The sequence below is a fragment of the Streptosporangium sp. NPDC000563 genome, assembly GCF_040299985.1.
Lineage (GTDB): Bacteria > Actinomycetota > Actinomycetes > Streptosporangiales > Streptosporangiaceae > Streptosporangium.
This window is the reverse complement of sequence record NZ_JBEPDA010000014.1, coordinates 36,830-55,943: the sequence shown is the minus strand read 5'-3', so window position 1 is coordinate 55,943 and position 19,114 is coordinate 36,830. Positions and strand designations below refer to the sequence as shown.

At 71.3% G+C, this 19,114-nt stretch carries 20 protein-coding genes; 10 read left to right on the top strand and 10 right to left on the bottom strand.

The window, feature by feature from the left end; genetic code table 11:
• Nucleotides 1-24: 24 nt before the first annotated feature.
• Genes ABT352_RS26850 through ABT352_RS26840 form a run of 3 tightly spaced genes read right to left on the bottom strand, consistent with a single transcriptional unit; the run spans nt 25 to nt 3,024 of the window.
• Nucleotides 25-1,038, bottom strand: coding sequence for an NAD(P)/FAD-dependent oxidoreductase (locus ABT352_RS26850; protein ID WP_350947703.1), 1,014 nt, complete (start codon nt 1,036-1,038; stop codon nt 25-27).
• On the bottom strand, nt 1,035-1,703 hold the full coding sequence (locus tag ABT352_RS26845) for an isoprenylcysteine carboxyl methyltransferase family protein (protein WP_350947702.1): 669 nt from the start codon (nt 1,701-1,703) through the stop codon (nt 1,035-1,037). Before ABT352_RS26845 ends, ABT352_RS26850 begins: the two co-directional genes overlap by 4 nt.
• Nucleotides 1,704-1,710: 7 nt before the next feature.
• A complete protein-coding gene (locus ABT352_RS26840) occupies nt 1,711-3,024 on the bottom strand; it encodes a type III polyketide synthase (protein ID WP_350947701.1) in 1,314 nt (437 codons plus the stop codon).
• 157 nt (nt 3,025-3,181) lie between these two features.
• Here ABT352_RS26840 and ABT352_RS26835 point away from each other — a divergent pair, with 157 nt between their 5' ends.
• Nucleotides 3,182-4,051 (top strand): UbiA family prenyltransferase, encoded by an 870-nt coding sequence (locus tag ABT352_RS26835; protein ID WP_350947700.1) that lies wholly within the window; start codon nt 3,182-3,184, stop codon nt 4,049-4,051.
• A gap of 103 nt (nt 4,052-4,154) precedes the next feature.
• Here the strand turns inward: ABT352_RS26835 and ABT352_RS26830 are convergent, their stop codons facing one another.
• Nucleotides 4,155-5,345 (bottom strand): FAD-dependent oxidoreductase, encoded by a 1,191-nt coding sequence (locus ABT352_RS26830; RefSeq protein ID WP_350947699.1) that lies wholly within the window; start codon nt 5,343-5,345, stop codon nt 4,155-4,157.
• Between the two features lie 53 nt (nt 5,346-5,398).
• Between ABT352_RS26830 and ABT352_RS26825 the strand changes: the two genes are divergently transcribed.
• Together ABT352_RS26825 and ABT352_RS26820 are read left to right on the top strand one after the other, a co-directional pair.
• Nucleotides 5,399-5,968, top strand: coding sequence for a PadR family transcriptional regulator (locus ABT352_RS26825; RefSeq protein ID WP_350947698.1), 570 nt, complete (start codon nt 5,399-5,401; stop codon nt 5,966-5,968).
• Nucleotides 5,969-6,153: 185 nt separating this feature from the next.
• Nucleotides 6,154-6,885, top strand: a complete 732-nt coding sequence (locus ABT352_RS26820; RefSeq protein ID WP_350947697.1) for a hypothetical protein — start codon at nt 6,154-6,156, stop codon at nt 6,883-6,885.
• Nucleotides 6,886-7,014: 129 nt separating this feature from the next.
• Here the strand turns inward: ABT352_RS26820 and ABT352_RS26815 are convergent, their stop codons facing one another.
• The gene (locus ABT352_RS26815; protein WP_350947696.1) at nt 7,015-8,205 is read right to left on the bottom strand and encodes an RtcB family protein; all 1,191 of its coding nucleotides are present in this window, start codon (nt 8,203-8,205) and stop codon (nt 7,015-7,017) included.
• Between the two features lie 181 nt (nt 8,206-8,386).
• Here ABT352_RS26815 and moaA point away from each other — a divergent pair, with 181 nt between their 5' ends.
• From moaA to ABT352_RS26800, 3 genes are read left to right on the top strand one after another with little or no spacing between them, the layout of a single operon-like run.
• On the top strand, nt 8,387-9,376 hold the full coding sequence (moaA, locus tag ABT352_RS26810; RefSeq protein WP_350947695.1) for a GTP 3',8-cyclase MoaA: 990 nt from the start codon (nt 8,387-8,389) through the stop codon (nt 9,374-9,376).
• Between the two features lie 32 nt (nt 9,377-9,408).
• Nucleotides 9,409-10,071 (top strand): molybdenum cofactor guanylyltransferase, encoded by a 663-nt coding sequence (gene mobA / locus ABT352_RS26805; protein WP_350947694.1) that lies wholly within the window; start codon nt 9,409-9,411, stop codon nt 10,069-10,071.
• A 2-nt stretch (nt 10,072-10,073) separates the two neighbouring features.
• Entirely contained in the window at nt 10,074-10,325 is a 252-nt protein-coding gene (locus ABT352_RS26800) for a DUF6457 domain-containing protein (protein ID WP_389775744.1), read from the top strand.
• A gap of 195 nt (nt 10,326-10,520) precedes the next feature.
• Here the strand turns inward: ABT352_RS26800 and ABT352_RS26795 are convergent, their stop codons facing one another.
• Nucleotides 10,521-10,832, bottom strand: a complete 312-nt coding sequence (locus ABT352_RS26795) for a DUF3099 domain-containing protein (RefSeq protein ID WP_350947692.1) — start codon at nt 10,830-10,832, stop codon at nt 10,521-10,523.
• Nucleotides 10,833-10,907: 75 nt separating this feature from the next.
• On the opposite strand from ABT352_RS26795, the gene ABT352_RS26790 reads away from it, so the two are divergent.
• Both ABT352_RS26790 and ABT352_RS26785 read left to right on the top strand, forming a co-directional pair.
• Complete coding sequence (locus tag ABT352_RS26790) at nt 10,908-11,120, top strand: dodecin (RefSeq protein ID WP_350947691.1); 213 nt, start codon at nt 10,908-10,910, stop codon at nt 11,118-11,120.
• Nucleotides 11,121-11,158: 38 nt separating this feature from the next.
• Nucleotides 11,159-12,256 carry a carcinine hydrolase/isopenicillin-N N-acyltransferase family protein gene (locus ABT352_RS26785; protein WP_350947690.1) on the top strand — a complete coding sequence of 366 codons (1,098 nt, stop codon included), beginning with the start codon at nt 11,159-11,161 and terminating at the stop codon, nt 12,254-12,256.
• Between the two features lie 44 nt (nt 12,257-12,300).
• On the opposite strand, the gene ABT352_RS26780 is transcribed toward ABT352_RS26785, so the two are convergent.
• Together ABT352_RS26780 and ABT352_RS26775 are read right to left on the bottom strand one after the other, a co-directional pair.
• A complete protein-coding gene (locus ABT352_RS26780) occupies nt 12,301-13,668 on the bottom strand; it encodes a metallopeptidase TldD-related protein (protein ID WP_350947689.1) in 1,368 nt (455 codons plus the stop codon).
• Between the two features lie 62 nt (nt 13,669-13,730).
• Nucleotides 13,731-15,230, bottom strand: coding sequence for a TldD/PmbA family protein (locus ABT352_RS26775; RefSeq protein WP_350947688.1), 1,500 nt, complete (start codon nt 15,228-15,230; stop codon nt 13,731-13,733).
• A gap of 76 nt (nt 15,231-15,306) precedes the next feature.
• Here ABT352_RS26775 and ABT352_RS26770 point away from each other — a divergent pair, with 76 nt between their 5' ends.
• Together ABT352_RS26770 and fabI are read left to right on the top strand one after the other, a co-directional pair.
• Entirely contained in the window at nt 15,307-16,011 is a 705-nt protein-coding gene (locus ABT352_RS26770; RefSeq protein WP_350947687.1) for a beta-ketoacyl-ACP reductase, read from the top strand.
• Between the two features lies 1 nt (nt 16,012).
• Nucleotides 16,013-16,777 (top strand): enoyl-ACP reductase FabI, encoded by a 765-nt coding sequence (gene fabI / locus ABT352_RS26765; protein ID WP_350947686.1) that lies wholly within the window; start codon nt 16,013-16,015, stop codon nt 16,775-16,777.
• Between the two features lie 168 nt (nt 16,778-16,945).
• Here the strand turns inward: fabI and ABT352_RS26760 are convergent, their stop codons facing one another.
• Nucleotides 16,946-17,920, bottom strand: a complete 975-nt coding sequence (locus tag ABT352_RS26760) for a hypothetical protein (RefSeq protein ID WP_350947685.1) — start codon at nt 17,918-17,920, stop codon at nt 16,946-16,948.
• Between the two features lie 195 nt (nt 17,921-18,115).
• A complete protein-coding gene (locus tag ABT352_RS26755; protein WP_350947684.1) occupies nt 18,116-19,060 on the bottom strand; it encodes an aldo/keto reductase in 945 nt (314 codons plus the stop codon).
• Nucleotides 19,061-19,114: the final 54 nt, after the last annotated feature.

The following is a 19,114-nucleotide window of genomic DNA, read 5'->3' as shown; positions in this document are numbered from 1 at the left end:
CCGTAGGCGCCGCACCGGTGAGGGTCAGGCCAGGGCGTGCACCGCCGCACCGAACAGGGAGGGCATCCGCCGGGCGGCCGGGACGATGAGCCGTCCCGCCGTCCGGTACCTGCGGGTGCCCACCAGCGCCCCGGTGAGCAGCCGGTGGCGCCGGGACAGCCGCAACCAGGCGGCCTCGTACGATCCGGGGGTGCCGGCCCGCAGGCAGTCCACCAGCAACCGCGCGGACGTCAGCGCGAGCGACACCCCCTCCCCGGTGAGCGCGTCGACGTAGCCGGCCGCGTCGCCGACGAGCAGCACCCGCCCGGCCACCCGGGCGCGTACCCGCTGGCGGAGCGGCCCGGCCCCGCGCACCGGGGTCGCCGCCGGTCCCCGCAGTCGTTCCAGAAGTGCGGGGAAGTCCGCCAGGTGCTCCGGGTAGCCGCGCCGCCGCGAGCTCAGCACGGCGACGCCCACCAGGTTCTCGCCCACAGGCGTCACGTACGCCTCGCCGTCCGCCGCCCAGTGGACCTCGACGAAGTCCGTCCACGGCGCGACCGGGTAGTGCCGCCGCAGCCCGTACCTGCGCGGCCCGCGTCCCGGCAGCTCAAGCCCGAGCAGGGCGCGCAACGGGGAGTGCAGGCCGTCCGCGGCCACCAGCCATCGGGCACGCAGGCCCGCGGCCTCGACCCCGTCGCCGTCCTGCCGTACGCCGTCCACCTTGCCGGGCACGACCTGCACGCCCAGCTCCCGCGCACGCAGGGCCAGAGCGGCGTGCAGCGCGGTCCGCCGCACGCCCAGGCCGGACCCGTCGCGGAACGCCGCCTCCACCTCGTGCCGCCGGTCCAGGTAGCGGATGCCGCGCAGCGGCCTGCCCTCGACCCGAACTCCCAGCGACCCCAGGGCGGCGGTCCCGCTGGGCATCAGCCCCTCACCGCACGCCTTGTCCACCGGGACGGCGCGGGGCTCGACGACGACCGCCTCCATCCCCGCCATGGCGGCGTGGATGGCGGTGGCGAGACCGGCCGGGCCTCCGCCCGCGATCAGGACGTCGATCACGTCGGTGTCCCGCCGGCGCCCGGCGGAGCGTCGGTGACCGGCGCGTCCTTCGACGGCCGGGTCACCGCCCCGGTGGACGGCGCGGTGGACAGCGCGGTGGCCGGTGCGGTGGACGACGTCGTGACGGGTGGCGCCGCGGCGAGTGAGGCCAGGGCGTCGTTCTCGCAGCGGATCCGCACCACCATCAGCGCGGCGTTGAGCACGGTGAACACCAGCGCGGTGACCCACGCGCTGTGCACCAGTGGCAGCGCGGCGCCCTCGACGGCGACCGCGACGTAGTTGGGATGGCGCAGCCACCGCAGCCGGTAGGGGCCGCGCTCCACGAGCGTCAGGCCGGGCACGACGATGACCTGGGTGTTCCACTGCGGGCCCAGGGAGGTGATGCACCACCAGCGCAGGCCCTGCGCCGCGACCACCAGGACGACCATCGGCCAGCCGAGAGCGGGCACGAAGGGCCGGTCGGCGAGGCCCGCCTCCAACAGGCATCCGGCGAGCAGGCCGGTGTGCAGGACGACCATCCACGGGTAGTGTCCCTGCCCGGACATCACCCCGCCGCGCGCCATGCTCCAGCGCGCGTTGCGGCGGGCGACGACCAGCTCGGCGACGCGCTCCAGGCCGACGAGCAGCACGAGCAGTGGATACCAGGACGACAGATGCCAGGACATCGGGCTCCTACCAGCGCAGCAGTACGAGTTCTGAGCAGAAGCCGGGCCCCATCGCGAGGAGGAGCCCCGGCGTGCCCGGCGGCGGTGGCCGCAGGGCGAGCGTATCCCGCAGGACGTGCAGGACGGAGGACGAGGACAGGTTCCCGATCGCGGCGAGCGAGCGCCAGGTGAGGTCCAGCGCGTCCTCGGGAAGCCGCAGCGTCTCCGCCACCGCCTCCAGGACCTTCGGGCCGCCCGGGTGGCAGACCCACGCCGTCACGTCCTCGACCCGCAGGCCGTGGTCGCGCAGGAAGCCGTGCACGTCGTCCGCCAGATAGGTGCGCACCACGTCGGGGACGCTCGCGTCGAGCACCACCCGAAAGCCGGTGTCGCCGACGTGCCAGCCCATCACGTGCTCGGAATCGGGATACAGGTGGCTGCGCGAGGCCACCACCGTCGGTCCCGCCATCGCGACCGGCGCCTCGGGAACTCCGTACGAGCCGGCGGGCTCGGGGAGCAGCCGGTGCGTCACGGGGGAGGACCTCACGAATCCCGAGACGGATCCCGAGGACGCCGACGGGATGGAAGGGCTGGACAGGGGGAGCCTGTGGTGCGGGGCGGGTGCGCTGTTCGGCGGAGATGACCCGGCGGGCCCGGCGGGCCGCGTCGTCGCGGACGCGCCGCCCGCCCCGGTGGCGCGGGAGGTCGTGGACGGCCCGGAACGCCGTGGCCGCCACCCGTCTCCGCAGGCCACCACGGCCGTCGCCCCGTCGCCGAACAGGGCGCTCGCGACCATGTTGGCGATGGAGTCGTCACCGCGCTGCAGGGTGAGGGAGCACAGCTCGACCGAGAGCAGCACCGCCAGGTGGTCCGGCCAGCCGCGCAGGTAGTCGTGGAGGCGGGCGACACCCGCGGCTCCCGCGACACAGCCCAGGCCGAAGACCGGCATCCGCTTGACGTCCGGGCGCAGCCCGAGCCGTCCGGCCAGCCGGGCGTCCACCGAGGGCGCCGCGACACCGGTCACCGAGGTGAAGAGAATCATGTCCACGTCCTCGGGGGCGGCCCCCGCGTCCTCCAGCGCCCCGCCCACCGCCTCGGCGCCCAGTTCCACGGCCGTCTCCACGAACGCGTCGTTGGCCGCACCGAAGCCGTCCAGCTTGGCGTACCGTTCGAGCGGCAGCGTCAGGTGCCGTGACTCCACCCGCGCGGAGGCGTGCAGCCTGTCGAGCAGCCGTCGGCTGGCCCCCTCGGGAAGGCACGCTCGCGCGAACGCGTCGGTGATCTCTGACTGGGAGTGGCGGTTCGGCGGGAGCGCACCGCGGACAGCGATGATTCGCGTCATTTATTGACCCCCGGCTCGCGAACAGCGGACACCTCCCTCTTGCCCACCTGCTGTGTACTGCATGCGTCACGAAGTCCTCTGTGCCCGTTTTCAAAGCGCTCAGGTACGGCAGGGAGTCGCGTTCGGGCTTCGTGAGGTTCCCGCCTACGATCGACGGGTGACGACGAGCGGTCCATCGCGCCTGGGTACCCGGCCGTTGCTCCGGGCCGTACGGGGGTTGTCGCTGGCCTGTCACCCGGGGCCGACCGTCGCGGTCACCGTCCTGGTGACCGCGCTGGCCGTCGCGAGCGGGCGCGACGCGGCCGGGTGCGTCCTGGTGGCGGCGGCCGTGTCGACGGGGCAACTCTCGATCGGCTGGTGCAACGACGCGGTCGACGCGGCGCGGGACGCCGCCGCTCACCGCACCGGCAAGCCGGTCGCCTCCGGCGCGGTGAGCGTCCGTACCGTGTGGGTCGCCGCCATCGCGGCGCTGGTGCTCTGCGTGCCGCTCTCCCTCGCCTCGGGGCCCGCCGCCGGCGCCGTCCACCTGGTCGGCGTCGCCGCGGCGTGGGTCTACGATCTCGGGCTCAAGGCGACCGCGCTGTCCTGGTTGCCGTACGCGGTGGGGTTCGGCTCGCTGCCGGGGTTCGTGACCCTGGGCCTGCCGGGACATCCGTGGCCCGCCTGGTGGGCGGTGACGGCCGCCGCGCTGCTCGGCTGCGGAGCGCACCTGGCCAACGTGCTGCCCGACATCCCCGCGGACCTCGCCGCCGGGGTGAGGGGCTGGCCGCAGAGACTCGGCGTCGCTCGCGTCCGCGTCCTGATCCCGGTGCCCCTGCTGGCCGCGACGGTCCTGCTCGTGCTGGGGCCCCCGGGCCCTCCGGGCGCGGGCGGCTGGGCCGCCCTGGCCGTGGCGGGGGCCCTCACCGCCGGAGGGCTGGCACTGGGCCGGGGCTCTTCACGCGTTCCCTTCGCCGCGGCGATCGCCGTCGCCGCGGTCGACGTCGTCCTGCTGCTCGCGCGCGGCACCGCCATCACCGCACTCTGACCGGCCCGCACCCGGCCCTCATCCGGCTCGTCGGCTCCCGGCAGGCTCGCGTCCTGGTCCGTTCCCGAAGAGGTCCGGCCGAGGCGACCGTCCCCCTCGCGGTTCAGCGAGTCGTCGCCGGTGGCGCGGACACCGGGTCGTCCCAGGAGATCCGGTAGTCGTGTATCCAGGCCAGCGCGTTCCTCCTGTCCACCTGCCGCATGATGGCGGGGAGCGTGAGGTCGCGGAGAAAGGCGCCGACGGCTCCCGGCGCCTTGCCGCTTCCGTTGCGTTTGCCGTGCGCCACGATCCGTTCCACCCTGGCCCGCCGCAGTCTCTCGAAGGCGGCGAACGCCTCAGGGGTGGCGGGGATGTCACGCAGGCACTTGGCCAGCACCACCGCGTCCTCGATCGCCATGGACGCCCCCTGGCCCGACGAGGGTGAGGCCGCGTGCGCGGCGTCACCCAGGATCACCATGCGTTCGTTGAACCACTTCGGCACGGTCGGGAGATCGTAGGTGTTCCAGCCGGCCGGAATGTCGTCCGTCGCGCCGATGATGTCGAGCATCGGCCCGGTGTCGTCCCTGAACAACTCCATCAGCATGGCGCGCCAGCGCTCGGGGGTGAGCGCCGCGAGTTCCTCGGCGGTGGGCTCGACAGGACTCGGAGGGTTGGCGAACCACCACACCTGCCCGTCCGGGTGGGGAAGGTAGCCGAAGAAGGCACGCCTGCCGAAGATGAAGTGGTTCGTTCCCGGTTCGCCCGGCACCTCGACGCCGTCCGCGAAGCCGCCCGTGTTCAGCAGTCCGACGTGCCGGGCGCGAGGTGCGCCGGGGTCGATGACGGTGCGGGTGCGCGAGCGGAGGCCGTCGGCGCCGACGAGCAGGTCGCCCTCGGCCGTGCCTCCGTCGGCGAAGACCGCCCGTACCCCGTCCGCGGTGACCGAGGCGTCGGTGAGGCGCTTGCCGTAGTGGATCCGCACGCCGCGCCGTACGGCCTCGTCGCGCAGCGCCAGGTAGAGGTCGGCGCGCCTCAGCGTCCGGCTGGGCTGCCGGGTGGAGGCGAGCGGCCTGCCTCGGCCGTTGAGCATCAGCATCCGCGAGGAGTCCATGCCCAGGTCGCGGACGAGGTCGTGCAGGTCGAGGAGGCGCAGGGCCTCGATCCCGTTGACCGCGAGTGTGAGGAAGACGCCCACGCCTTCCGATCCGCGGTCGTAGGCCTCGAAGACCTCGGAGTCCACCCCGGCACGCCGCAGGGCCATCGCCGTCACCGGCCCCGCGATGCCCCCGCCGATGATCAATGCTTTCTTAGTCATAAAATGACTATACATAGAATAACTATTGGATGGCGACCCCTACGATGTTCGCCATGTCTACGAGGCGATCTCCCCTGGCCATGGCGTTGCTCTCCCTGGTCGTCGAGGCGCCGATGCACGCGTACCAGATGCAGCGTCTGATCAGGGAGCGGCACAAGGACGACGTGGTCAACGTGGCGCAGCGCAACAGCGTGTACCAGACCATCGACCGGCTGTTGCGCGACGGGCTCATCGCGGTCCGCGAGACCTCGCGCGAGGAGAACCGCCCGGAGCGGACCGTCTACGAGCCCACCGACGCGGGCCGCGACACGCTGCGGCGGTGGATGCGGACGATGCTCTCCGAGCGGGCCCGAGAGTTTCCCGAGTTTCCCGCCGCGCTCGCCTTCATGCTCGTGCTGCCGCCCGAGGAGGTCCGCGCCGCGCTCGAGGAGCGCCTGACCTCTCTGCGGGCGCGGCTGTCGGAGCTGGAGGCGGACCTGGCCGAGGGGGGGAGGTTCCTGCCCCGTGTCTTCCTGGTGGAGTCCGAGTATCAGCGGGTCGTGCTCGGGGCCGAACTCGACTATGTCCGCGGCCTCGTCGCCGACCTGCGCGCGGGCCTGCTCGACTGGGACTATCGCATGTAGTGCCGGAACCGGCGGGCATGCGGCCTCTTCGGCGCCTCTGCCGGAAAACACGTGCCCGTGGCCGGGGGAGTCTGCCCGGGTCCTTGCCGACGCCGTTCTCCTGGCCACATGCGGCCATCTCATTGCCGCCGGAAAAATGTGGTGGAAGTGTCGTGATTCCTCCGAAAAGTAACCGGGAGATCACCATGAGTCAATCCACGCACCTGACCCCCAAGCAGGCGCGGATGGCGGCCGTGCAGGCGGCGATCGGCAAGACGAAGATGAGCACGGCCAAGCTGTGGAACCCCTGGCCGCAGCTGCTGGACGACGACGTCGTCATCAAGAAGCTGGAGGTCTCGGCCGGTGGTGGGAACGTTCCAGAGATCATTCCCGACGGCCAGCAGTTCTCCGACCTCAAGCCCGTGCGCCTGCCGGCGATCGGCAGGGAGGCGGGACTCGGCGGGCCGGTGACCCAGTCCACGTTCGCCGAGGCGCGCGAGAAGATCAAGAGCAAGTACGTCGCGACCGGGCGGGCCAACTACCGCGGACTCGCCAGTGCCAACTGCACGCTCTTCGCCTGCTGCGTCATCGGGATGCTCGCGGACCAGCCCAAGCTGCTCGGCTCGGGCGTCAAGGTAGAGCTGGTCAACTTCCGCGACACCACAGGGGGCGCCGGCCACGCCTACGTCGTCGTGGGACGCGGTGAGGGCGATGTGGGCGACATCAAGTCCTACGGGTCCGACTGCTTCTTCGTCGACCAGTGGTACGCCCGCCACAAGAGCGGCACACCGGGCGTCCAGGGAGTGAAGGACGCCGTTCCCGGTGAGTCTCCCAACCCCTTCTGGGACCTCGATTTCTACGCCTTCATGAGCGACGAGACCTCCCCGGTCGTGAAGCTCACCTTCACCAGCGACGAACTGCCCAAGCTCGGACTCTGACCCCCCGGGCGCGTCCCGCCGTCCCCGTCACCGATCGGGGCCGGCGGGCGCGGCCGTCACGTTCCTCGCCGGCCCGCCCGGCAGACGCCGGGTCCCGCCGGTCACCGGCGGGACCCAGGAGGCGCGGGGTCAGCCCTTGTAGTTGAACACCTGGCGCAGTGTGTGCTGGACCGTGACCAGATCCTCCTGGTCCGCCATCACCTGGTCGATCGGCTTGTACGCCTGTGGGTGCTCGTCCACCAGGGCGGCGGCGCGGTCCGCGTTCCAGGTGCGGCCGCGCATCGCCTCGGTGAGTGAGGCGGCCGTCAGCTCACGCTTCGCCCGGCTGCGCGACATCCTGCGGCCGGCTCCGTGTGAGCAGGAGTTGTAGGACATCGGGTTGCCGAGCCCGCGCACGATGTACGAGCGCGTCCCCATGGATCCCGGGATCACGCCCTCGTCGCCCGTGTCGGCCTTGATGGCCCCCTTACGGGTGATCCACAGGTCCTTGCCCTCGTGTGTCTCCCGCTGTGTGAAGTTGTGATGGCAGTTGATCGTCCGAAGCCGCCGCCCCTTGCCGACGACCCGGAACAGGGCGTCGCCCAGCACCTTGTCCATCCGGGCACGCGAGGCCATGGCGTAGCGCTGGGACCACAGCATGTCCTCGATGTAGGCGGTGAACTCCGGTGTGTTCTGCACCAGGTAGGCCAGGTCGGGATCCTCCAGGCCGATCGCCTGCTTCCTCATCAGCTTCTTGGCGTCGACGATGTGCTTGGTCGCGAGCAGGTTGCCGATGCCGCGCGAGCCCGAGTGCAGCACCGTCCAGACCCGGTCACGTTCGTCGAGGCAGACCTCGACGAAGTGGTTACCGGAGCCGAGGGTGCCGAACTGCAGGGACACCTTCTTCTCCTGCTGGGAGGTGAGGTCGGTGTGCGGGCGGCCGAGGTCGCCGAGCGCGCGGTCCATGGACGGGTCGTCGTGGCCCTTGCCGACGCCGGCGGGAATCCGCCTCTCCACCAGCGGCATCAGCGCGTCGAGGGTGTCGGGGAGGTCGGCGGCGGTGAGCGTGGTCTCGGTCGCGACCATGCCGCAGCCGATGTCGACGCCGACGGCGGCCGGGATGATCGCTCCTTCGGTGGGGATCACCGATCCGACCGTCGCGCCGATGCCGACGTGCGCGTCGGGCATGAGGGCGACGTGTCCGGAGACGATCGGCAGACGGGCGGCGCGCGCAGCCTGCATGATCGTACCTTCGTCGATCTCGCTGGCCCACGACACCAGGTTCGGTGCGGGCTGGTTCGGCATCATGATCTCCTTGGTTGCGAGATCCAGTTTGCCCACGTTCCTCATGAGATCCCACCCATTTTATCGGGCGCCGTAAGTCATGATCGTGCGGCATGTCAGGAATCAACCGTCATATGGTGATGTTGGAACAACGAGGCCCGTTGGGGCCGGAAGAGAGGGCGGCCTTAAGCTGGTCCCCTGTTCCGGCAGGTGAGCGACTGATGAGAGGTGGCGTCCGGTGTTGCAGGATTCTTTCGGACGCGTGGCGACCGATCTGCGGGTGTCCCTCACCGACCGATGCAACCTGCGCTGCTCCTACTGCATGCCACCCGAGGGCCTCGAATGGCTGCAGAAACCCGACCTGCTGACCGCCGACGAGATCGTCAGGCTGGTCACCATCGGGGTGGAGCGACTCGGCATCACCGAGGTCCGCTACACCGGTGGCGAGCCGCTGCTCCGCCGCGAGCTGGTCGACATCGTGGCCCGCACCACCGCACTCGACCCCGCCCCGCAGGTCTCGCTCACCACCAACGGGATCGGGCTGAGCCGGCTGGCCGCCTCCCTGGCCGGCGCGGGTCTGCACCGGGTCAACGTCTCCCTCGACACCCTCGACCGCGAGACCTTCAAGAGGCTCGCCCACCGCGACCGCCTGTCCGACGTCCTCGAAGGGCTGGAGGCGGCCGACGCCGCCGGGCTGCGACCGGTCAAGGTGAACGCGGTGCTGATGCGCGGGATCAACGACCACGAGGCCGTGCCGCTGCTGCGTTACTGCCTGGAGCGGGGCTACGAGCTCCGGTTCATCGAGCAGATGCCGCTCGACGCCCAGCACGGCTGGCGCAGGGAGAACATGATCACGGCTGATGAGATCCTCGCCACGCTCAAGGCCGATGTCGCCCTCACCGACGCCGACTCGGCGGAGCGCGGCAGCGCCCCGGCCGAGCTGTTCCTCGTCGAGGGCGGCCCGGCCAGGGTAGGGGTGATCGGCTCGGTCACCCGTCCGTTCTGCGGTGCGTGCGACCGGGTACGGCTCACCGCCGACGGTCAGATCCGCAACTGCCTGTTCGCCGCCGACGAGTCCGACCTGAGGGCCGCGATGCGCGCGGGTGCCGGTGACGACGAGATCGCCGAGCGCTGGCGATCCGCGGTCCGGATCAAGAAGGCCGGTCACGGCATCGACGATCCGACCTTCCTGCAGCCGTCCCGCCCGATGTCCGCCATCGGCGGCTGAGGTCCCCGCCACAGAAGACCCGGAGGTGTCCGATGACCGCCCGTCACGACGCCTGCATCCTGGCGGGCGGTCTCGCGCGAAGGCTCGGCGGCCTGGACAAGCCGGGCCTGCGCGTCTCCGGCCGCCCGCTGGTCGAGTCGGTGGCCGCCGCCGTGCCCGGCGCGGAACGGCTGATCGTCGTCGGGCCACCTCGCCCCGGACTGCCACACGCGATCTTCCGGCGTGAGGACCCGCCCGGTGGTGGCCCGGTCCCGGCGCTGCGAGCCGGCCTGGCCGAGGTGAACGCGCCATGGGTGGTGCTGCTCGCCGCCGATCTTCCGTTCCTGACCGGTGAGCACGTGCGGATGCTGCTGGACGCCGCAGGGGCGGGTGCCGCGGGGACGAGCGGGCCGGGGGCCGTGCTCGTCGACGACGGCGGGCGCGAGCAGTGGCTCGCCGGGGTGTGGCACACGCGGAGCCTGGCGCGGGCGCTCGACCGCTACGAGGGGCGGTCGTTGCACGGGCTGCTCGCCCCGCTCCGCCCGGTCACGGTTCACCTCACCGGGCAGCCATGGTTCGATTGCGACACCATGGACGATCTACAGCGGGCCCGGACGGCGGAGCCGGGCCCCGGCGGAGCCGCGGATTCCGGTGACGGCCGCGAGAGCGACGACGGCATGGGACGGACGCGACCGCGGACGAGGAGCGAGAGTTGAACGTGCTGAAGGAATGGACCGCGCTGGTCTGCCAGGAGCTGGGCATCGACCCCGCGACGGTGGACCGCGACGAGGTGCTGGATCTGACCAGGGAGGTCGCCCACGGGGTGGCCCGGCCGGCCGCGCCGCTCACGGCCTATCTGCTCGGGGTGGCCCAGGGGGCGGGTACGGCGCCGCCGGACGTCGTGGAGAGACTGACCGCGCTGGCGCGCAGCTGGGAGCAGGCGACAACGGAGACACTGGGTGACAAATAGCGCCAAAGAAAAGGCGCTTCGTTGTTAAAGTCTGAGAAAAGGGCGACGCCGGGTGGTTACGGGGGCAAACCACCCGGCGTCGCTTCATCGGCGTTCCGACGGGGGCCCGGAACGCCGGCAACAGTGCCCCGACGGGGGACCAGGGCACTTGGCTAAAGCGTACACCTACTACCCTTGGAGTGCGTCAAGACTTAGTCACGACCCGATCTCGCGTCGGTGGCGTGGAATCTGGTTTTGTCCGGAATCTTCCACGTCAGGGGCATGCGGGACCCCGCGCGGCGGCCCATTGGCCCCGATCACGGCAACGTATGGTAAAAAGATCGCCCCGGCGAAGAGCAGCAGCCGGACGGGCATCGGGGCGGGCACCGTGAAGGCGAGGACCAGGCAGATCAGCCGGATCCCCATCTTGATGAAGTAACTCTTCTCGCGCCTGCCGATGTCGGCGCTCAACGAGGGTTGGGCGTCCGTCACCTGATGAACCACCGGACGTCTGCGCCATCCCTTCACGATTCCCAATCTAGGCCTCATATCGGCTGGGTGCGAACGGTCATGTAACCATGGCTTTCCGGGAAGAAGCAGAGGATGACAGATCGAACGTACCGGGTGACCGAGATAGTCGGCACTTCGGGGGAGAGCATCGAGGCCGCCGTACGCAATGGGGTCCGCCGGGCCTCCCGGACCCTGCGCCACCTCGACTGGTTCGAGGTGACCGAGATCAGGGGGCACATCGAGGAGGGGGAGATCGCCCACTTCCAGGTCGGCATGAAGATCGGGTTCCGCCTGGAGGACGACTGAGCCTGTACGGCGGCTGCCCGGTGACGCAGACTGCGTGAATGGAAGAGACTCGCGCGCGGGCGGGAAGGCCGCACGGCGCGGCGGGGACGGTGGTACGCGCCGCGCTGGCCGTCGTGCTGATCCTCCCGACCGGCTGCGCCGTCCCGGAGGGCGCTGCGCCCGCCGCCACCGGGGCCGTCTCACCGAGCACCCCCGCCGCCACTGACGCCGGGCCGCGGGCCGAGGCGGAAGGGGAATCACCGCTGCGCCAGAGCGCCACCGACGTCGCGCGGACGATAGACAGCCTCCGCAGGATCGACGATCTACCGCTGTACGAGATGACCTTCCACGGCTCGTACGACCGCGAGGCCCCCCTCGGGGAGGAGGAGCTGGCGGGACGCGCCGACGGCTGGGCCTGCTCGTTGTTCGCCCTCGGTGGCGACCGGCCGTTGTTCGGCAGAAACTTCGACTGGGACCCCAACCCGGCGCTGATCGTGCACGCCGACCCGCCCGACGGCTACGCCTCGGTCTCCGTCGTCGACCTGTTCCATCTGATCGGAGGCTCCACCCCGCCGGACCTGTCCGCCGCGCCCGCCCGCCGCAGGATGGCCCACGCGGTGCTCGCCCCCTTCGACGGGGTGAACGAGAAGGGCCTGGCCGTCGGTATGGCCACGTCGCCCGAGGGCGGGCTGCCCCCGGCTTCTCCCGACCGCCCCGACGTCGGCAGCGTGCGCGTCATCAGGATCATGCTCGACAAGGCGGCGACCGTGGACGAGGCGTTGGCGATCATGCGCCGTTACGACGTCGACTTCACGATCGGGCCGCAGGTCCACTACCTCATCGCCGACGCGGCGGGCAGGTCGGCCGTCGTGGAGTACGCCGGGGGCAGGCTCAACGTGATCGACGACCGTATGCTCACCAACTTCGGCATGACCGGCACCTCCGCCGCCCAGCGCCTGGCCGACCCCCGCTACCGCGCGCTCGCCGAGGGACTGCCCGCCGCCCGCGACTGGCGCGACGCGATGGGCCTGCTTCGGAAGGTGGCCCAGGCCCACACCCGCTGGTCGGTCGTCTACGACCTCACCGACGCCACCGCCCGCGTGGTGGCGGGCCGGCGTTGGGACACGGTGCACACCGTCCCGCTCGTCCAGCGCTGAACGGCCCGCCCGGTACGGGAAGGTGCGGGGAGGGGGAGCCGGACCTAGCTGGCCTGGCTCACCGTCGACATGTTGAAGTCGGGCACCCGGATCGGAGGCATGATCGCGCGGTTGAAGTAGTCGCTCCACTCGCGCGGCAGGGTCTGCTCGGAGGCGCCGATCTCGCTGAGGCGGCGGAGCAGGTCCACCGGGCTCTCGTTGAAGCGGAAGTTGTTCACCTCGCCCACGACCTCGCCGTTCTCCACCAGGTAGACGCCGTCGCGGGTCAGGCCGGTCAGCAGCAGCGTCTGCGGGTCGACCTCGCGGATGTACCACAGGCAGGTGAGCAGCAGGCCGCGCTCGGTGGAGGCGATCATCTCCTCCAGAGACCGCCCGCCCTCGGGTCCCCGCATGATCAGGTTGTCGACGGCAGGGGTCACCGGCAGACCGGTCAGCTCGGCCGAGTGCCGGGTCTGCAGCAGGTTGGCCAGCCTGCCATCGGAGATCCAGTCGGTGGCGGCGAGCGGCAGCCCGTTGTCGAACACCGAGTTCTCCCGGCCGGAGGCGTGCGCCACCACGAACGGCGAGCACTCGACGCCAGGCGCCGACGGGTCGCTGTACAGGCGGATCGGCGACTCGGAGAGGACGTCGCCGACGCGGGTGCCGCCACCGGCCCTGGAGAAGACCGTACGGCCCTCCATCGCGTCGCGCGCTCCGGCCGTCCAGTACAGGTAGGTCATCAGGTCGGCGACGGCCGTCGGAGGCAGCAGCGTCTCGTACCGGCCCGCGGGCAGCTCGACGCGGTTCTTCGCCCACTCCAGGCGCTGGACGAGCGAGGCGTCCAGGGCCGCCACGTCGACGTCGGAGAAATCGCGGGTGGACACGCCGGTCCACGCCGAGCGCCGCATGTCGGAGGACTTGGCGTTGAGCTCCAGGCGGCCGGTGGGCTGGGTGTGCCGCAGCCGGGCGCCGGTCGAGGTGCCCACGAAGGTCGTCGTGACGGTGTGTTCGGCGAAACCGTACAGCCTGCGCCCGCCCGCCTCGGCCGTGGCGAAGGCCTCGCCCAGGGCGGGGGCGAAGGCGCCGAACACCCCGATCGAGGTCGGCTCGGCGGGGGCGTCCCAGTCGGCGGAGCGGGTGCCCTCCAGCAGCGGCCGGGCGTCCTCGGACGGCCGGGCGTCCTCCGCGGCGTGGTCGGCGGCGGCCACGACCTCGTCGAGCCCGTCGGGGCGGACCGCCGCCCGCGACACCACGCCCACACCGCGGCCCACGATGGAGATCACGGTCAGCTGCGAGGAACGGGACACACCGTTGGTGGTGAGGGTGTTGCCCGCGAAGCGCAGGTTGGCACTCGACCCCTCCTCCACGATCACGACGTTGTCGTCGGCCGTGGAGAGCTCAAGAACCCTCTCGATCATCTCCTGGGAAGTCATTCCGCTCCTCTCCTGCCGGACCGCACGGCCGACACCGTCTTCCGTCCGCTCGCCGCGCGTGCTCAACTGCCACTCTCCTGGACGGTGTTGAGGACGCGCACGCCGCGGAAGAGCGCCGACGGGCAGCCGTGGCTGACCGGGGCGACCTGGCCAGGCTGCCCCTTGCCGCAGTTGAACGCCCCGCCCAGCACGTACGTCTGCGGCCCGCCGACCGCCGCCATCGAGCGCCAGAAGTCGGTCGTCGTCGCCTGGTAGGCGACGTCGCGCAGCTGCCCGGCGAGCCTGCCGTTCTCGATCAGATAGAACCGCTCACCGGTGAACTGGAAGTTGTAGCGCTGCATGTCGATGGACCAGCTCTTGTCGCCCACCACGTAGATGCCCCGGTCGACGCCGGAGATCAGCTCCTCGGTGGTGGGGCCGTCGGGCGCCGGCCGCAGCGACACGTTGGCCATCCGCTGGATCGGGGTGTGGCCGGGGGAGGCGGCGAAGGCACAGCCGTTGGAAGCGCCCAGCCCCTTCAGCAGCGCCATCCTCCGGTCGAGCTGGTAGCCGACCAGGATGCCGTCGGAGACGATGTCGAACTCCCTGGTCGCCACCCCCTCGTCGTCGTAGCCGATCGTGGACAGGCCGTGCTCGACGGTGCGGTCACCGGTCACGTTCATCAGCTGCGAGCCGTACACCAGCGTGCCGAGCTGGTCGAAGGTGGCGAAACTCGTCCCCGCGTACGCCGCCTCGTAGCCGAGGGCGCGGTCGAGCTCGGTGGCGTGCCCGACCGACTCGTGGATCGTCAGCCACAGGTTCGACGGGTCGATCACCAGGTCGTACGGTCCCGCCTCGACGGAGGGCGCCCGAAGCTTCTCCTCCAGCAACTCGGGGATGCGCGCCAGCTCCTTGGGGAAGTCCCAGCCGGTGCCGGTGAGGTATTCGTACCCCCGGCCGACGGGCGGGGCGAGCGTCCGCATCGAGTCGAAGCGGCCGTCCAGCACCCGCGTCGCCCTCAGCTGGGGATGGACGCGCACCCGCTGCTGCGTCGTGGAGGTCCCGGCCGTGTCGGCGTAGAACTTCTGCTCCTTGACCTGTGTCAGCGACGCCTGGACGTGGTCCACCCCGGGATCTCGCAGCAGGGCGCCCGACCAGTCGGCGAGCAGCGCCGCCTTGTCGCGCATCGGCACCTCGAACGGGTCGACCTGGTAGGAGGAGACCCAGGTGACGTCGGAGTGGACCGCCTCCGGCGCCAGCTCGACGGGCTCGCGGTTGACCGCCGCCGAGACGACCGCCACCTCCACCGCCTGCTCGGCGACCCTGACGGCCGCCTCGGGGCTGAGCTCGATGCCTCCGGCGAAGCCCCAGGTGCCGTCCTTGACGACCCGTACGGCGTAGCCGAGGGTGTCGGCGTCGATGGAGCCTTCCAGCGCCGCGTCGGAGAGGCGCAGGGTCTCCCCGCGGACGCGCTCCAGCCGGAAGTCGGCGTGCTCGGCGCCCAGGTCCCGGGCGCGCTGCAGGGCCGCGTCCGCGAGCCGGCGCAGAGGCAGGGCGAGGAAGTCGGAGTCGATCTGGCGCATGTCAACGATCCTAACCCTGTGATCTTGTCCTTCCCGGACAAGAGGGTTACCCCCCGGTAGCCGATACCGTCTGACCATGGCTCGATCTGTTCTCGTAACCGGCGGCAATCGCGGCATCGGCCTCGCGATCGCCCGCGAACTCGCTCAGGCAGGCGACGACGTCGCCGTGACCTACCGTTCCGGACAGCCTCCCGAGGGCCTCTTCGGCGTACGCTGCGACGTGACCAGCACGGCCGACGTGGACGCCGCCTTCGCGAAGGTCGAGGCCGAGTACGGCCCGGTCGAGGTGCTCGTCGCCAACGCGGGCATCACCAGGGACACGCTGCTGCCGATGATGAAGGAGGAGACCTTCACCGACGTCATCGACGCCAACCTGACCGGCTCCTACCGGGTCGCCAAGCGCGCCACCCGCGGCATGCTGCGGCTCAAGCGCGGGCGCATCGTGCTGATCTCCTCGGTGGTCGCCATGCTGGGCTCGGCGGGGCAGAGCAACTACGCCGCCTCCAAGGCCGGCATGATCGGCTTCGCCCGGTCGGCCGCCAGGGAGCTGGGCTCGCGCAACATCACCGTCAACGTGGTCGCCCCCGGCTTCGTGGAGACCGACATGACGGCCGAGCTGGACGAGGCGTACCAGGAGCAGATCCGTAAGAACATCCCCCTGGGCCGCTACGCCGCCCCGGAGGAGATAGCGCGCGTGGTCAGGTTCCTGGCCGGCGAGGACGCCGCCTACATCACGGGGGCCGTCATCCCCGTTGACGGCGGCCTTGGAATGGGGCACTGACGTGGGAATTCTCGAAGGCAAGCGGCTTCTCGTCACCGGGGTGCTCACCGACGCCTCCATCGCCTTCTCGGTGGCCAAGCTGGCCCAGGAGGAGGGCGCGCAGATCGTGCTCACCGGGTTCGGCCGGCTCAGCCTGGTCGAGCGGATCGCGAGGCGACTGCCGGAGCCGCCTCCGGTGCTGGAGCTCGACGTCACCAACCCCGAGCACCTCGACTCCCTGGCGGAGCGGGTCGGCGAGCATCTCGGCGGCCTGGACGGGGTGGTGCACGCGATCGGCTTCGCGCCGCAGACCGCCCTGGGCGGCAACTTCCTGAACACCTCCTGGGAGGACGTGGCGACCGCGGTCCAGGTCTCCACGTACTCGTTCAAGTCGCTCGCGGTGGCCGCGCTCCCGCTCATGAAGGAGGGCGGCGCGATCGTCGGTCTCGACTTCGACGCCACCAAGGCATGGCCGGTGTACGACTGGATGGGCGTGGCCAAGGCCGGGCTTGAGTCCTGTTCCCGCTACCTGGCCCGCGATCTCGGCAAGCAGGGCATCCGGGTCAACCTCGTCGCCGCGGGCCCGATCAGGACCATGGCGGCCAAGAGCATCCCGGGCTTCGTCGAGTTCGAGGAGAGCTGGCCCGCCAAGGCCCCGATCGGCTGGGACATCAACGACCCGATCCCGGCGGCCAAGGCGTGTGTCGCCCTGCTGTCCGACTGGTTCCCCGCCACGACCGGTGAGATCGTCCACGTCGACGGCGGCGTCCACGCCATCGGAGGCTGAGTGCTTTCCGTCCCGGCGGTCGATGACCGTCCGGGGCGTGCCGCCGTCGGGACGGCGGGGAACCGCTGCCCGGCCGCGTACGACTCCGTCGTGGCATGACGAGGTGAGCGGCGCGGGCCGGGACGCCTAGGGCGCCGAAGACGCCGAGAACGCCGAGAACGCCGAGAACTAGGCCACCCGCTGACGTCCCGGAGGGGCGGGCTCGAACGGTATCGACTCCCTGAACCTGCGCCTGCTGTACAGCAGGCGGACCGCGAGGATCGCCGCGACGAGCACCGCGGTGCTGAGCACGGTGCTCGCGGTGTCGGACGACCGGCTGGGCTTCACCGGCCGCTCGCCGGGCATCTGCCGCTGGAGTTTCTCCATCACCGGGGCGGGCCACAGCAGCTCCACCCGGGGCGCCTCGGCGTCGACCACGGGTGACGGCCTGGGAACCATCGGCCCACCCACGTCGGTCGCGGGCCTGCCGACATCCGGGGAGAACGTCTCCGTCTCGGGGACCGCCCGGTCGGTCGGCACGGGGACCGGGCTCTTGCGCGCGGGTGCGGCGTCCTCGTGCGGCGAAGGGCTCTCCGAAGGGGTCGGGGAGGTGGACGCCGAAGGGGTGGGGGTCGGTGACACCTTGGACGAGGTGTCCTGGTCGGGCTCCCCGGCAGAGGTGGTCGCCGACGTCTCCGCGCAGCCGGTGGAGGCCGCCGCGGACCGGCAGGCGTCGGTGCCCTGAGGCCGGGGCGTCCGTGCGTCACCGGAGGGCTCCTTCTTCTCCTGAGCGGTGGACGGCCTGTCCGGCGGGCTCTTGGACGCCGAGGCGGCCGGTGCCGGGGCGTTCGTCCCGGCGTCGCTCCGGCCGGAGTCTTCGCGGGAGGACGGGGAGACGGCGTCCTCAACACGGCTTCCGAGGTCGTCGACACCTTTTTCCAGATCGTGGACGACGTCGCCCACACCGCTCTCGACCTTTTTCGTGACGCCGTCCACGACCCGGCAGACTCCGCCGGTCACGGGGCCGAGCGGCCCTGTGTGATCACAGTCGTCCACGCGTGGGACGGCGCTCGCCCGTGCGGCGCTCACGGGCGCGATCGCGGACGCCGGGACCCCACCTCCCAGCGCCAGCGCCAGAACGCCTGCCGCCATCGCAGCTCGCACTCGTCTCCTTCACCCCGGGGCGGACATCGGCCATGGCGTCTCACCGACATCCGGGTGCCCCCGCCACCTGGTTGACAGTTTTGTAGGGAGGCCCGCTTTTTCCGCGGAAAGTTTCCATTCGGTATCGACTAGTGATACGCGAGACGAATTCTCGTTCGGTTCTCGCGGCGGACCGTACTCGTCCCGGCCCTTCTCTCAGTCCGCGGACACGTCGTCGAGTGCCTCCCTGATCTCCACGGGCAGCGTCAGATCCTCGGCCTGGAGGACCCCGGACAGCTGCGCGTGGGTGCGGGCGCCGACGACGGCCGAGGACACCCCCGGCTGGTCGCGTACCCACGACAGGGCCACCGACAGCGGTGAGACGCCGAGCCCGTCGGCGGCGGTCGCCACCGACTCCACCACCCGCCGGCACCGCTCGTCGAGGTAGGGGGTGACGAAGTCGGCGAAGTGCGGGGTCGCGGCCCTGGAGTCGGCGGGGATGCCCGTACGGTACTTCCCGGTGAGGACTCCGCGCCCGAGAGGCGACCAGGCGAGCACCCCCGCGCCGACGTGCTCGGCGGCGGGGATCAGCTCGCGCTCGGCTTCCCTGGCCAGAAGTGAGTACTCGACCTGGGCGGCGACGATGGGCACCCTGCCGGGCACCGCCCGCTGCCCCACGGCCGCGGTCGCCAGCTGCCATCCCGCGTAGTCGCACACCCCGGCGTACGCGGCCCGCCCCGAGGACACGATGGCGTCCACGGCGGCCAGGGTCTCCTCCAGCGGGACGTCGGGATCGAAGGCGTGCAGCTGCCACAGGTCGACCTCGTTCACGCCCAGGCGGGTCAGGGAGGCGTCGATCGCGGCCACCAGGTGCTTCCTGGAGGCGTCGCGTGGCCTGCGCCCGGTCGGGGTGAGCACGGCCTTGGTGGACAGCACCAGCTCGGAACGCGGCACGGAGTCGCGCAGCAGCCGCCCGAGCAGCCGTTCGGCGTCGCCGCCCGTGTAGACGTCGGCGGTGTCGATGAGCGTGCCGCCGGCCTCGGCGAACGTGCGAAGCTGCGCCGCGGCCTCCTCGGCGCCGGTGTCGCGTCCCCACGTCATCGTCCCGAGTCCCAGGCGGGACACCGACAAGCCGCTCCGGCCCACATAGCGCTGCTCCATGATCCGGCCAGATTACCGCCCGGCCACTTAAAAGTAGTGGAGCGAGGACTGCAA

Coding starts and splice junctions, on each gene's coding strand:
- ABT352_RS26845 (WP_350947702.1), bottom strand. CDS start 1,703: ATGTCCTGGCATCTGTCGTCCTGGTATCCACTGCTCGTGCTGCTCGTC.
- ABT352_RS26840 (WP_350947701.1), bottom strand. CDS start 3,024: ATGACGCGAATCATCGCTGTCCGCGGTGCGCTCCCGCCGAACCGCCAC.
- ABT352_RS26830 (WP_350947699.1), bottom strand. CDS start 5,345: ATGACTAAGAAAGCATTGATCATCGGCGGGGGCATCGCGGGGCCGGTG.
- ABT352_RS26825 (WP_350947698.1), top strand. CDS start 5,399: ATGTCTACGAGGCGATCTCCCCTGGCCATGGCGTTGCTCTCCCTGGTC.
- ABT352_RS26820 (WP_350947697.1), top strand. CDS start 6,154: ATGAGTCAATCCACGCACCTGACCCCCAAGCAGGCGCGGATGGCGGCC.
- mobA (WP_350947694.1), top strand. CDS start 9,409: ATGACCGCCCGTCACGACGCCTGCATCCTGGCGGGCGGTCTCGCGCGA.
- ABT352_RS26790 (WP_350947691.1), top strand. CDS start 10,908: ATGACAGATCGAACGTACCGGGTGACCGAGATAGTCGGCACTTCGGGG.
- ABT352_RS26785 (WP_350947690.1), top strand. CDS start 11,159: ATGGAAGAGACTCGCGCGCGGGCGGGAAGGCCGCACGGCGCGGCGGGG.
- ABT352_RS26780 (WP_350947689.1), bottom strand. CDS start 13,668: ATGACTTCCCAGGAGATGATCGAGAGGGTTCTTGAGCTCTCCACGGCC.
- ABT352_RS26775 (WP_350947688.1), bottom strand. CDS start 15,230: ATGCGCCAGATCGACTCCGACTTCCTCGCCCTGCCTCTGCGCCGGCTC.
- ABT352_RS26770 (WP_350947687.1), top strand. CDS start 15,307: ATGGCTCGATCTGTTCTCGTAACCGGCGGCAATCGCGGCATCGGCCTC.
- ABT352_RS26755 (WP_350947684.1), bottom strand. CDS start 19,060: ATGGAGCAGCGCTATGTGGGCCGGAGCGGCTTGTCGGTGTCCCGCCTG.